This window comes from Microbulbifer maximicatervae (SeqCode) (genome assembly GCF_052466985.1).
This window is the reverse complement of sequence record NZ_CP174298.1, coordinates 3,987,006-3,999,631: the sequence shown is the minus strand read 5'-3', so window position 1 is coordinate 3,999,631 and position 12,626 is coordinate 3,987,006. Positions and strand designations below refer to the sequence as shown.

Genomic DNA, 12,626 nt, shown 5'->3' with positions numbered 1-12,626 from the left:
CACTAATTACTGGGAAATTGTTGTGCTAACAGGGCGCGAATCCACTTGTGCAAAGGGTCCTGACTGCTGCGGGTATGCCAGGCGGCAATTACATCAAATCCCGGGGGCTGTTCGACAATAGGCAGTGTTTTGAGGCGGGGATCAGGAAACAGTCGCGAGGGCAAAAAGGCAACGGTATTGGTAGAGGCAATGCACTCGGCTGCGGCGGCAAAAGAGGGGACAGACAGCACCACATTGCGCTCCAAACCAAATTGCTCAAACCAACTATCCGCCATGCCCCGCAGATCTCCCCTGGAAGGTGATACCACCAGCTGTGGCAAAGCCGCCAACTCTTCCATTTCCAAAGGCTGATTGGCGCTGTGCAGCATATCGGTGTGCTGACAACATACGCAGACGTAGTGCTCTCGATACAACAACATGCTGGGGCTGTTATCCGGCACAAATCCCGGCGTGCTAAACACCAGATCCACTTCACCGGTTTGCAATTGCTGGGCCATGCGATCAATCTCCAACTTAAGCACCACGACTTTTATATCAGGAGCCTGCTGACGCAGTTGCTTGAGGAGAACCGGCAGTACCACCCGCTGCTCAAAGTCCGTTGCACTGATGGTAAAGATGCCCCGATGCTGTGCCGGATCAAATTCATCCGTACGCAGCAGCGCCGCGACATTATTCAGGACCTCATCCAATTTGGGAGCCAGGCGCTCGGCCAGGGGGGTGGGAATAACACCGTTGCTGGTGCGAATAAAAAGCCGGTCATCAAAGATTTCCCGCAGGCGTTTCAATTGTTCACTGACTGTTTGCTGGCTCACACCCAGTTGGTCAGCCACCCGGGATAAGTTCAATTCCCGCAAGATAGCGTTCATTAAGCGAAGTTGACGTAACTCCAGCCTCTCCAGTGGGTTCGCCCGATGATTTCTGCTCAAACCTGTATCACTCACAACTGTTACTTGGTTTTCATTGTATCCACGTAACCCTAGCATTGTGAGTAGATTGGCCCGTATGGCATCCACTTCGGTGGGGGGAGAGTTCACTATGCAAACCGCAGCCCGATCCTCCTTTCAGGATCAATTAGTTACAGCAATTATTCACTACGCTGATCCCAGTAGCGATCTGGTGTACGACAAGCGTTCAGAGGGCCCCGGGCCCGCCAATCTGGTCGAGAATGTTATTTCCCAGCAGGTTCACATCTACGATGGTCGCGCCCTGAAAACCGCCGGGGAGCGTTTTCGTCTCGATACCCAGGGATTTGAGCTTGTACGCCCTATGCTCGGCATAAACCTGCGCCAGCTGGATGATGCGCTACACGCGCTGGACCAACCCTCAGGGAGTAGCCCCAGCCCTGAGGAGCGCGACCAGTTGATTCGCACCCAATGGTATCCAGCTATTGAATCCTGGATAGGCGCTCACCTGGGTGCAGCAAAGGTACTGACCTTTGACCACACGTTACGAGCCCAACCATCGACTGATGCGACACCGGAGCTGAGCCGCAGTCGCCGATCCCCTGTGAAATTGGTGCACAACGACTACACACCCTGGTCCGCAGAGCGCCAGCTAAAGGAAACCCTGGAGGCCCGGGGGTACAAGCCATCAGATTATCCGCGCTACCAGTTTATTAATCTCTGGCTGCCCCTATTGCGCCCGGTGCAGGAGTCACCGTTGGCAATGGTGGACCTGCGCACTGTCGCCGCCAGTGATTTCCACAATATGCGATTAATTTACCCGGAGCGAAAAGGGCAGATTTCGGTGTTGAGTTTCAACCCGGTTCACCGCTGGATTTGGTTTAGCGATATGCAGCCCGGCGAAGGCATTTTATTGCGGGTCTTCGATAGCCAGCATCGAGGCGATGTAACCGGTGTTCCCCACTGCGCTTTCGACCTGCCGGGAAGTGCAGGGGCTCCACGCAGAACCAGCCTGGAAATTCGCACTGTTGTCCTGTTTGACCAATAACACCAACGCTTTTAAGAAAACACCCGGCCACTCAATAAAGTGGCCGGATTGAGTGAGACCTCATTATGGAAAATATACTTCGATCAATTGATCCACTAACCGGAGAGGCCATCGGATCGCTACCTGTCAGCAAGCCCCAAGATATTCAGAACATGGTGGAGAAAGCCCACAAAGCGCAGCGAGTGTGGTCGAGTAAATCTCTTCAGGAGCGGGTACAACTACTTCAGCAGGCTTACACAAAACTGAATGCGGAAGAGAGAGAGCTGGCACAACTTATCAGCCGTGAAATGGGCAAAGATGCCCGGCGTGCACAGTATGAAGCCGGCGGCGTAGTTCAAGGCGGTGCCTGGTTAGCGGGGGATGCCGGAGAGGCCCTGCGGGCAAAACGCAGTGGCGGTAGCGAAATTCAATATCGACCACTGGGCGTTGTTGCGGTTATCTCCCCCTGGAACTATCCACTGGCCATGGCCAATAACCTGATTGTTCCCGCCCTGGTCGCCGGCAACGCTGTGATTTTAAAACCTTCAGAAGAATCGCCATTGGTCGCTGACTTATTGGTGAAAACACTCAATCAGACCCTGCCCCAGGACATATTACAAATTGCTCACGGCGATGGCGCAACCGGTGAAGCCCTGGTGAAATCCCCCATCAATATGATCGCCTTTACCGGATCGCGAACAACGGGCCAAAAAATTATGGCCAATGCCGCTCCGGCATTGAAACGCCTGGTTATGGAGTTGGGTGGCAATGACCCAATGATCGTGTTGCAGAGCGCCAATATTCCCCAGGCTGCACAATTTGCCGTTGGCTCCAGTTTTGAGAATTCTGGCCAAATGTGCACCTCCACAGAGCGTATTTATGTGGACGAAAAAATTGCCGATAAATTCGAAAATGCCGTGGTGGCATTGGCGAAGCAATATCGTGTCGGCGGGTGGCAGGAGCCACAGGTGGATATCGGCCCCTTGGTTAATCACCGCCAACACCAAAAGGTGGTGGAGCATATCCACGATGCCCTGAATAAAGGCGCAAAGCTTCTTCTAGGGGAGCGCGATCCACAGGTGCCGTTTATTCCGCCCACAGTTATCAGTGGTATTCGACCGGGCATGCTGGTGGAAGATGATGAGACTTTTGGGCCTATCGTAGCCATCGACCGCTTTAGCTCAGTGGACGATGTGGTCGAGCGGGCCAATAACTCTGTTTACGGTCTCGGTGCGGTTGTGTTTGGTGAAAGCAAACAGGCCGAGCAAGTCGCCAGCCAGCTGCAAGCGGGAATGATTGGCATCAACCAGGGCGCCGGCGGGTCACCTTGGGTAGGCGCCAAGCAAAGTGGCTTTGGCTTCCACGGTGGAGCTGAAGGGCACCGGCAGTTTGCACAAATTACCGTTTTAAACCGCTAAGTCTTTTAAAAGTTTTTCTATAGAAGTACAGCAGATGTCCACGACTGAAAGTATTGATACTGTCACCCACTTGGATGACTTCTTTGTTATCGCTCGCGAACCCGGAGCAGAACACCCGGCTCTACCCACCTGGGCTACACGCAGTAAAAACCCGGCGGCGCTGGCCGAGCAAGCACCGCAACCGGTTTCACGACGAGATATCGCCGAGGTACCCGGAGCCTTCCAATTGCTCAATGTCTTTTCCAAAGACGAGTGCCAACGGCTGATTGATATCACTGAAGCGGTGGGTTATTTACCGGATGCAGCCGTCTCCCTGCCCCGGGAGGTCCGCCATAACGATAACCTGACCTGGGTGGTAGACGAGGTTACAGAGCGACTGATCTGGCAGCGATGCCGAGACCTGGCGCAGGACTTAAATGGTTACTTTGGTGGAAGAGAGGCTGTCGGCATCAATCGGCGTTTCCGCTTTTATCGCTATGGAGAGGGAGATTTCTTCCAGTTCCACACCGATGGCGCCTGGCCCGGTAGCCGCATTGACAACAACCAGTTGATCACCAATGGCTACACCGATCGCTATAGTGAAATGACATTTTTAGTACTGCTGAGTGAAGATTTTGCAGGTGGTGCAACCCGATTCAGGGTGAGTGCAGATGATCCCCTAAAACAACCCAGTCGGGACTCTTTATTAGACATCGATGTCCGCACCCCTGCCGGAGCCGTACTGTGCTTCCCCCATGGAATGCATCCCTTACACAGGATTCACAGCTCTACTCCAATCACCCGAGGAATCAAATATATTATTAGAACGGATATTCTCTTCCTGCAGGAATAAATTCTCCAAGACCTGTTAAAAGGGAAAAGATGCTTCGACTCACATCGAAGTATTAAGTGCTCCAGGCGCTAGAATTTCATTCGATTTCTACCTTGGAGCACATTCAGTGGAATTGCTTAATTATCTGGATAAACACTTCCTAACCAAAGAGCAGCTTATTCAGGCTACTCAAATCAGCGAACTACAATTGCAGCGCTACCATGACGAGGGTGTTATGCCAAAGCCCTCTTATAAGCTCAATATTCAATGGGAGAGTGAATCCTTTTTTGGACCCCACTCCGAAAAACAGACAGTTGAGTACTTTGCAAAAGGCTACGCCAGCTGGATTGGTATCATAGAGGCTAAGCAAGACTTTAACTCTATTTATCAATGCTTTGCTAATCGATATATGGCTAAAATAGCTCAATTGCGAAATTTAAGATACGAATCCAGCAACCCAAAATTTTCATCCGAAATTTCTCAATATATCGAAGAGGAATGGCAACACTTTATTGAGGGGACTTATGGATTATGTACTCGCAGTGGCCTGCCAGAAGATATAGCAGCAAAAGAGCTGGCTAGCACAGAAATCAATGCACTTCTTGCTCAAGATAATTTAAACCAAAAACAAATACATCGGCTTAATCGCTTTGTAGATCTTCTAGATGAAACCAGCGCATATTTTGCACTTCACGAAAGAAGTATAAGTTCAAGAACGAAGCTAATTGATATACCGCGCAGGAAGTATAATTTAGATTGCTCTGTATCAAAAAGTAAATAATTATCCAATTACGGGGATAGGATCACCGATATACTCAGTCGAAGTTGCCCGCAACAAAGGGTGGGCTGTCAGTATTTTCCCCGAGTACTCAATGGATGGTTTTAAGAAAGGGCTAAAATCTTCTGTCGCCGCCGCACAATTTAACCAGGATGCTACAAAATCTGGGCGATTGGGCGCAATCATGGGAAGTGACTTTTCATGGTAGCGCTTAGTGGCTGGGTGGGAGTCCAAAGTAATGATTGAGCAACTGAGCAAATTTCCCCAGATTTTATACAAACCACAAAAGAAAAAAGGCTCACCATAACTGAATTCCACCGGGTGCTTGCCACCTTGGCTTTCCACCCAGGCGGTAGCCGGAATTAAGCAGCGGGATTTTCGATATTCCGGTCTGGAGTCCAGTTTCTTCCAATTACTGTTGATGGACCAGTATTTTTTATGGGGCCGCCAAGTATCACCATGCCTTTCAAGATAGAGATGCCAAATGGCATTTTCTATTTCAGCAGAACCCTTCCGAGTAGTTACAATAGACACCTGCTGGGTGGGCCTCCGGCGCCTACCGTAAATCATATGTCCGGCACCCCGAATGCCATAGGTATCGAGAAAACGCTCCATACCCGCATGATCACTGACATCAAAGACACTACACACCCAGAGCCTCCCACTTATCCCGCTGAACTGGTTTTTTCAGTATATTCGGACAGCCACCTTAAATTACTCTCGATCCCTCTCATCTGGCACAAGGTTAACTCCAATTCCTTGCGCAAATCCACTCCCACAGCAACAGAAAACCGACGTACGTACTTTTCATAGTTCAAAATACTAATCGCGTACATAGGGCGATTGTCATAACTGGACCTATAGCGGCAGATACGAATCGGTTCACTATCAAAAACTATAACTCTGGGGCGCATAATTAAACACCTACAATACTGTACAAAAATACAGTATATCTTCATTTGACGTGAACCTGTCAAGGAAACAGAAGACTGACGTCACTGTCACCATTACACGAACGCAATACTTTCCTTATGAATTCGACATAAATAATTGGCGCGCCAGCCACTAAACAAAAAAATAAATAAATCTAAAATTATGATATAAAAAAGAAAATAGATTCCAATTATATATTACCAAAGTGGAATTAATTCCTATAAATTCGCAATTGGAACATAACGAATGTCATAGGAACACTCTCCACTTAAAAGGTACACATAATGAAAATACGTAACATTTACGCAACAGTTTTATTTTCAGGATTATTGAGTCCATTTTCTGTTTGGGCTATTGACTGTGGAGATATTATTACAGCACCAACCACTCTGGATAGGGATTTGCTCTGTGTGATAACGGAACAAAATGAAGTCGCTTTAACCATAGAGGGTCCTAGTGGAAGCCTGAATATGGACGGCTTTCAGCTTACCTGTGATGATGAAGAGGCAACGGGGCAGGCCGGAATACTGTTAACTGGTATTGGAGCCCAGGTATATGGTGGGATCATTGCGGCCTGTCGAGACGGGGTCAATGCGGAAGGGGAAGGCTCACACAGTATTTATTCTATGGAAATCATTGATACGATATTCGATGCCATCTACATAGAATCCAATAACAGTATTGCCAGGGATAATATTATCACCAACAGCGATCGCGGCGATGGCATAGAATTAAATGGTAACACTAATACCGTAACTCGAAATACCATAACGGGTATTGATAACTCGGGCATTGAATTAAGAGGATCCTTTAACAATATTAGTTTTAATGAGATAAGTGGAAGTGGCAATCAGGGAATCGAAGTAAATGGGCAATTTACCAATGTCTTCTCTAATATAGTGACCAACGGATTAAATGATGGTATTGCCGTAGGGGAAGGAGATGAATCTGACAATGCTGATTTTTCTACCATTTCACTAAATAACGTCTCAGGAAATTCTGGTTTAGGTATTCCGATTAGGCTTTCCTCAAATACTCTAGTAACTCAAAATACCGTAGAGAGTAATGGCGAAGGAGGTATCGGTATCTTTGTTGAGGGTAGTGAATTTAACAAGATTGTTCGAAATACCTCTCTCAATAACTCACCTTACGATTTGGAAGATGATACCGATCCGGGCGATTGCAGCGGCACCAATACTTGGGTCTTTAACACGTTTACCGCAGCAGAACCTGCATGCCTGGATTAAAATATCTATTGAAAACAGTGGGTAGCGAAAATATAAAGTGTCTCGCTACCCATTGCTATCTACCTAACGATCACTAATTGGCCGCTATTTAATCTTAGAAGATCTCTCTTCATCCCTAAGCGTTAGCACTTCATAACCGTCACCAGTTACCAAAATCGTATGCTCCCATTGGGCCGATAGCTTTTTATCCTTAGTTACCACGGTCCAGCCATCTTTCTTAAGTTTGGTTTTGCGATTTCCCTGATTGATCATGGGCTCAATGGTAAATGTCATTCCCTCCTGCAAAACTTCACCGGAACCAGGCCGCCCAAAGTGAAGAACCTGAGGTGCTTCATGCATTTCCCGGCCAATACCGTGGCCACAATATTCCCGTACGACACTGAAGCCGTTGCGCTCGGTATGGCGCTGGATTGCATTGCCGATATCACCAAAAGTAACTCCCGGCTTTACCGTGGCAATACCGGCCCACATAGCTTCATAGCAGGTGGTTACCAGTTTTCTGGCAATAGGGGTCACGGTACCGAGGCTATACATTTTGCTGGAATCAGCGATATAGCCAGATTTCTCCAGGGTAATATCCACATTGATGATATCTCCCTCCCGCAGTAGCTGCTTATCACTGGGCATGCCGTGACAGACTACTTCGTTGACTGAGGTGTTCAGGGCGTAGGGATAATCATATTGCCCCTTGCTGGCGGGGCGGGCATTGAGTTCATTGACAATAAATTCTTCTACCCGCTCATTAATTTGCATTGTCGAGACCCCCGGTTCAATAAAGGAGTCCAGCATGGCAAATACACGGCTCAACAATTGACCCGATTGGCGCATTAACTCCTGCTCATCAGGAGTCTTTATTTTTATTTCACTCACGTGTCAGCTCTTCCAGGGTTAATGCCTGATTGCGCAGCAACTTCTTACACAAGTCGCTGTAGCTTAATTCCGGGTTTAGCTCCGCCAGCATCCCAATCTTGATCCAGTACTCCGCCTGGGAATTAATTGAACGGGCCATCACCGTACTGGCCTTGCGAATCTCATCGTGTAGCTCATCGGATATCTTGACGATGCCCATAACTATTACCTTGATATGTTTTATATACAAATTGTATACGCTATATATAAAGGCGCACAATAGATATACAGAATATTAATATGCAACTTATTGCATAGCTCGATAGGGGGCGCTATGGTTGAGGAATAAAAACAATAGTGGCGAGGCCATCATGACAGAGACCCCTGAGAAGAAGCGCAGTGCCCCAAAACCAAGCCGGCTGCGTATTGGTCGGCGCTATCGCCCGAGCCGCCTGGAAGGCAATTACGACGCCATTATCATCGGCTCAGGCATTGGCGGTCTGACTTGTGCTGCGATGCTCAGTGCCATGGGCAAGAAAGCACTTGTCCTTGAGCAACACTACACTGCCGGGGGATACACCCACGCCTATGACCGCAATGGTTATGAGTGGGATGTCGGCGTCCACTATATCGGCGATGTGGGCGAACACCCCACCATGACCCGCAAGATCTTCGACTTTATTTCCAATAACCAGTTGCACTGGGCGCCAATGGACAGCACCTATGACCGCATCTGTATTGGCGATAAACAATACGACCTGAAAGCCGGCCGCCAGCAATTTATCGATGAGTTGGTCAGCCACTTCCCCGATGAGCGCGCGAATATCGAGGAGTACCTGCAACGGCTGAATGTGGTTGCCAAAGCTATGCAGCGACTGGCAATGGAAAAAATGCTGCCCTCCTGGTGTGGACCTTTTATTCGCCTGTGGAGAAAACTGCGCGAACCCGCCTGGCTCAATAAAACCACCCGCGAAGTTCTCAGTGGAATCACCAGCAATGAAAAGCTGATCTCTGTGCTGACAGGGCAGTGGGGTGATAATGGCATGACCCCATCCGAGGGCAGCTTTATTATTCACGCCCTGATCGCCAAGCATTATCTCTATGGCGGTTACTATCCTGTCGGCGGCGCCAGCAAAATCTCCGAAACGATTATTCCCCAAATCCAGGCCAGTGGTGGAGATGTATTTACCTATGCCAAGGTGGAAACCATCCTGATGAATGGGGATCAGGTTCGCGGTGTAAGAATGTCCGACGGACATGAAATCGAAGCACCATTAGTTGTCTCCGGCGCAGGGGTATTTAATACCTTCGAGAAGCTGTTACCGCGCAGTACCAGTGAGCGCATGGGATATATCCGCGACCTGGACACCGTCAACCGCTCCATGTCTCACCTGTGTCTGTATATTGGCTTGGAAAAAACTGCGGAAGAATTAAACCTGCCCAAGACTAATTACTGGATCTATTCCAGCGATCAGTACGAAGAGGATATGCAGGCCTTTATCGACGATCAGGATAAGGAAATACCGTTAGTCTATATTTCGTTCCCGTCTGCGAAAGACCCCACCTTTACCCAGCGCTACCCGGGCCGCGCCACTATCGAAATTGTGGCACCGGCCAACTACGATTGGTTTGCCCAGTGGCACGACAAGCCTTGGGGCAAGCGGGGAGATGATTACGAGGACCTGAAGGAGGCATTTAGCCAGCGCCTGCTGGAGCATTTGTATAAGCACATGCCGCAGTTGCGTGGGGAAATCGATTACTACGAGCTTTCAACCCCGTTATCCACGGATTATTTCTGCTTCTACCCACGGGGAGAGATCTACGGACTGGATCACGATCCCAACCGCTTTGAGCAATCCTGGTTGAGACCCAAAAGCCGGGTCAAAGGGCTCTACCTTACCGGGCAGGATGTGATGAGCTGCGGCGTAGCCGGTGCAATGATCTCCGGTATGCTCACAGCGCAGAGTATTATTGGATTGCGTCAAACTGGAAAATTAATGAAGAAAATATTTTCCAACCAAGCCCCAAAGACGCCGGTAAATTCCAGTGAGGAATTGGGTAATGCCTCTAGCTGAGACACTATCCTAAGCTAGCTCTTCACCTGCAAGCTGTTCGGGGTTAGCGCCTCGGCAGTTTGCTGGGAACACGATCAAAATTTAGTACCCGGATCATCAGGCGGCGGTTCTCCCGCTTGCCTTTCTCTGTCTCATTATCCGCAATCGGATCAGTATCGCCGTAGCCCTGGGCTTCCATACGGTCAGCGGAGACGCCCCGCTCTATCAGGAAATGCTTTACCCAATCCGCTCTGCGCTGGGACAGACTGAGATTCTTCTTCGCATCGCCGCCACTGTCTGTATGCCCCTCAATGGAGATTCGCATCTCTGAAAAATCGCGCATGATCACCAGCAAGGCTTCCAGATCGGCAATGGTTTCTATGCGGGGGGCAAAACCGCCGGGATCGAACTCCAGGCGCAGGCGGAACGTGTCTCCGATGGACCGATTATTTCCCCGTAAAAACCTCACCAGCTCATCGGCAAAGGGGGCCGCTTTTCGGGCAGTCTTCTCACTGTCACCTGACTGTATTCCATCGACAGGCTCGAGCGTATATTTCTTTGGGGATTCGGACTGGTCACAGCCCACCAGAGTAAAGGCCAATAAGAATAGGCAACAGGCAGACAAGAATTTACCCGCCATAGGTACAGCTTCCGGTTTCTCGACGTCAAATTCAGTGTAGAACAGCGAAAGCGCTGATCAACCGGAAGCCCCGGCCACTGAGGCCATTAAATAAAGTTCAGGACTGCCATCATGTCAGTGACTACCCGGGCACCCTGCTGTTCCAGCTGGGGGCCCCGCACTGGGTGAGCGCTGTAGCCAACCACGCGCATACCTGCAGAGACCGCCGCAGAGACACCGGCAATGGAGTCCTCCACTACCAGACAGCGCTCCGGCGCCACCCCCATGGCATCTGCCGCGTGCAGGAACAGCTCTGGCCAGGGCTTGCCCCGGGATACATCGTCGGCACTAAAAATCCGCCCGTCGAAATAATCGTACAAACCGGTCTTATTCAGTGTCAGCTGCATTTTCTGGTGAGAGCCCGAGGAGGCCACGCAGCTGCGCAGACCCAGCTGTTGCAGTTGGTCGAGCAGGCCTTCAATACCCACAACCGGCTGTAATTCCTGCTGGAACGCTTCGCGGATACGCCGCTCCGTATTGCCAAAATAATTATCCGGTAGTGGTCCGCCAAAGCGCTTCTCGATTTCCACCAAGCAGTCCCTGGCCGGGCGACCGCTGAACTGCTCGTCCAGCTCCTCGGCGGTGGTCTGCAAGCCCAGGCGATTCATTTCTTCTGCCAATATGCGACAGACGATGCTCTCGCTGTCTACCAGCACACCATCACAGTCAAAAATAATTAAATCGGTAGAAGACATGGGAACCTACATCGTTAACGCGCAGAGAGCAGCATCAGGCCGAGGATGACACCGATGACGCCGCTAATACGCAGGAAATTTTCATTGCCACGGGAAATTTTAACCGCTAATTCTTTGCCCCGCTCAAAACCAATTTGCAGCATATAGGCACCACTCAATAGCACCAGTACGCCGAGGGCATTGAACAAAATATACCAGTGGCGAGTGTCTGCAATTAGTAAAAGGATCAGGCCAATAATAATTCGCGCCCAGGCGGAGAGGGCATAGCCAGTTTCGTTAAGCCGCTCGCTGAGGCTTTGTGCCAGCTTCGGCTTGGCAATAATCGCCAGTGATAACACAACGATGACAATGCCCAACAACCAGATAAATGCTTTTATCATGCTCTTCTCTCCCTGAATACTCTCGAGTCCAATCCTTCAGTGACTTACAAATCACCCCATTGAAATTGCAATACCGACAATGCTGCTATCGGCGCTGTCTCAGTGCGCATCACCCTTGGTCCCAAGCGCAGAGGCATAAAATCCTGCGCCAGTGCCGCATCGATTTCCACCTGCGATAGCCCGCCTTCTGGACCTACCAGCAGCAGGGCGGATTCCGGTGTACCGCGCTCCGCCTGCCATTGGCGCAGATCCAGCTCTGTGCGGTGATGCAGTACCAACTTGGCTTGGGGCTCAGCTTCAGCAGATTCTTTCTGTAAATACTGCGCCAGCTTTATCGGTTCGGCAATCTCCGGCACCCGGTTGCGCTCACACTGCTCACAGGCACTGATAGCAATCTGGCGCCAGTGACCCAGTTTTTTCTGTAAGCGGTCCCCGGACAGCTTCACTTCACAACGTTCGGTAAACAGCGGCTGTATCGCCGCCACTCCCAGCTCAGTGGCTTTCTGTATCACCCAATCGAAGCGATCGCCACGGGAAATACCGATCGCCAGGGTCAGTGCCAACGGTGACTGGCGATCCTCTGCACAGTATTCTCCCGTGCGCGCGCGCGCCCGTTTGCCGGTCTCGACCAACTCCGCCGTGTACTCACCGCCATTGCCGTCAAAAAGAACTAAAGGGTGGCCCACATTCAAGCGAAGTACTTTTACCAGGTGACGGGAAGCCAGCTCATCCAGGTCTACTTCTTGATCGGAAGCCAGAGGCTGCTTGGAAAAAATACGCGGGATGCGCATGGGAGAATCCTATTCAAACACCATAAAAAAGCCGACAGGAATGTCGGCATTTTGCTGGCAGT

General features: G+C 50.1%; 15 protein-coding genes. 6 read left to right on the top strand and 9 right to left on the bottom strand.

All coding sequences use genetic code 11. The features are described from left to right. Positions 1–2: 2 nt before the first annotated feature. Positions 3–1,034: a LysR family transcriptional regulator gene (locus ACJJI3_RS17670; RefSeq protein ID WP_444940428.1), complete on the bottom strand. Its 1,032-nt coding sequence runs from the start codon at positions 1,032–1,034 to the stop codon at positions 3–5. 1 nt (position 1,035) lies between these two features. On the opposite strand from ACJJI3_RS17670, the gene ACJJI3_RS17665 reads away from it, so the two are divergent. The 4 genes from ACJJI3_RS17665 to ACJJI3_RS17650 all read left to right on the top strand — a co-directional run bounded on the left by ACJJI3_RS17665 (position 1,036) and on the right by ACJJI3_RS17650 (position 4,939). Then, positions 1,036–1,950 carry a CmcJ/NvfI family oxidoreductase gene (locus tag ACJJI3_RS17665; RefSeq protein WP_444940427.1) on the top strand — a complete coding sequence of 305 codons (915 nt, stop codon included), beginning with the start codon at positions 1,036–1,038 and terminating at the stop codon, positions 1,948–1,950. Positions 1,951–2,015: 65 nt separating this feature from the next. Beyond that, entirely contained in the window at positions 2,016–3,347 is a 1,332-nt protein-coding gene (locus ACJJI3_RS17660; RefSeq protein ID WP_444940426.1) for an aldehyde dehydrogenase family protein, read from the top strand. Between the two features lie 34 nt (positions 3,348–3,381). Continuing rightward, positions 3,382–4,179, top strand: coding sequence for a prolyl hydroxylase family protein (locus tag ACJJI3_RS17655; RefSeq protein ID WP_444940425.1), 798 nt, complete (start codon positions 3,382–3,384; stop codon positions 4,177–4,179). A 106-nt stretch (positions 4,180–4,285) separates the two neighbouring features. Next, a complete protein-coding gene (locus ACJJI3_RS17650; RefSeq protein WP_444940424.1) occupies positions 4,286–4,939 on the top strand; it encodes a DUF6058 family natural product biosynthesis protein in 654 nt (217 codons plus the stop codon). On the opposite strand, the gene ACJJI3_RS17645 is transcribed toward ACJJI3_RS17650, so the two are convergent. Then, a complete protein-coding gene (locus ACJJI3_RS17645) occupies positions 4,940–5,587 on the bottom strand; it encodes an SOS response-associated peptidase family protein (RefSeq protein WP_282930700.1) in 648 nt (215 codons plus the stop codon). Between the two features lie 14 nt (positions 5,588–5,601). Continuing rightward, a complete protein-coding gene (locus ACJJI3_RS17640; RefSeq protein WP_413663771.1) occupies positions 5,602–5,850 on the bottom strand; it encodes a hypothetical protein in 249 nt (82 codons plus the stop codon). Positions 5,851–6,153: 303 nt separating this feature from the next. Between ACJJI3_RS17640 and ACJJI3_RS17635 the strand changes: the two genes are divergently transcribed. Continuing rightward, positions 6,154–7,116 (top strand): right-handed parallel beta-helix repeat-containing protein, encoded by a 963-nt coding sequence (locus tag ACJJI3_RS17635; RefSeq protein ID WP_444940423.1) that lies wholly within the window; start codon positions 6,154–6,156, stop codon positions 7,114–7,116. 84 nt (positions 7,117–7,200) lie between these two features. On the opposite strand, the gene map is transcribed toward ACJJI3_RS17635, so the two are convergent. Both map and ACJJI3_RS17625 read right to left on the bottom strand, forming a co-directional pair. Further along, positions 7,201–7,986 carry a type I methionyl aminopeptidase gene (gene map / locus ACJJI3_RS17630; RefSeq protein WP_444940422.1) on the bottom strand — a complete coding sequence of 262 codons (786 nt, stop codon included), beginning with the start codon at positions 7,984–7,986 and terminating at the stop codon, positions 7,201–7,203. Beyond that, positions 7,979–8,185 (bottom strand): ParD-like family protein, encoded by a 207-nt coding sequence (locus tag ACJJI3_RS17625; protein WP_413663773.1) that lies wholly within the window; start codon positions 8,183–8,185, stop codon positions 7,979–7,981. The genes map and ACJJI3_RS17625 overlap by 8 nt, the downstream gene beginning before the upstream one ends. 151 nt (positions 8,186–8,336) lie before the next feature. Here ACJJI3_RS17625 and ACJJI3_RS17620 point away from each other — a divergent pair, with 151 nt between their 5' ends. Continuing rightward, on the top strand, positions 8,337–10,040 hold the full coding sequence (locus ACJJI3_RS17620; RefSeq protein WP_444940421.1) for a phytoene desaturase family protein: 1,704 nt from the start codon (positions 8,337–8,339) through the stop codon (positions 10,038–10,040). A 43-nt stretch (positions 10,041–10,083) separates the two neighbouring features. On the opposite strand, the gene ACJJI3_RS17615 is transcribed toward ACJJI3_RS17620, so the two are convergent. From ACJJI3_RS17615 to ACJJI3_RS17600, 4 genes are all read right to left on the bottom strand, one after another. Beyond that, a complete protein-coding gene (locus ACJJI3_RS17615) occupies positions 10,084–10,659 on the bottom strand; it encodes an OmpA family protein (protein WP_444926251.1) in 576 nt (191 codons plus the stop codon). Positions 10,660–10,745: 86 nt separating this feature from the next. Continuing rightward, a complete protein-coding gene (locus tag ACJJI3_RS17610; protein WP_282930693.1) occupies positions 10,746–11,393 on the bottom strand; it encodes an HAD family hydrolase in 648 nt (215 codons plus the stop codon). Between the two features lie 14 nt (positions 11,394–11,407). Further along, positions 11,408–11,773: a hypothetical protein gene (locus ACJJI3_RS17605; protein WP_282930692.1), complete on the bottom strand. Its 366-nt coding sequence runs from the start codon at positions 11,771–11,773 to the stop codon at positions 11,408–11,410. A 44-nt stretch (positions 11,774–11,817) separates the two neighbouring features. Continuing rightward, on the bottom strand, positions 11,818–12,564 hold the full coding sequence (locus ACJJI3_RS17600) for a 16S rRNA (uracil(1498)-N(3))-methyltransferase (RefSeq protein WP_444940420.1): 747 nt from the start codon (positions 12,562–12,564) through the stop codon (positions 11,818–11,820). Positions 12,565–12,626: the final 62 nt, after the last annotated feature.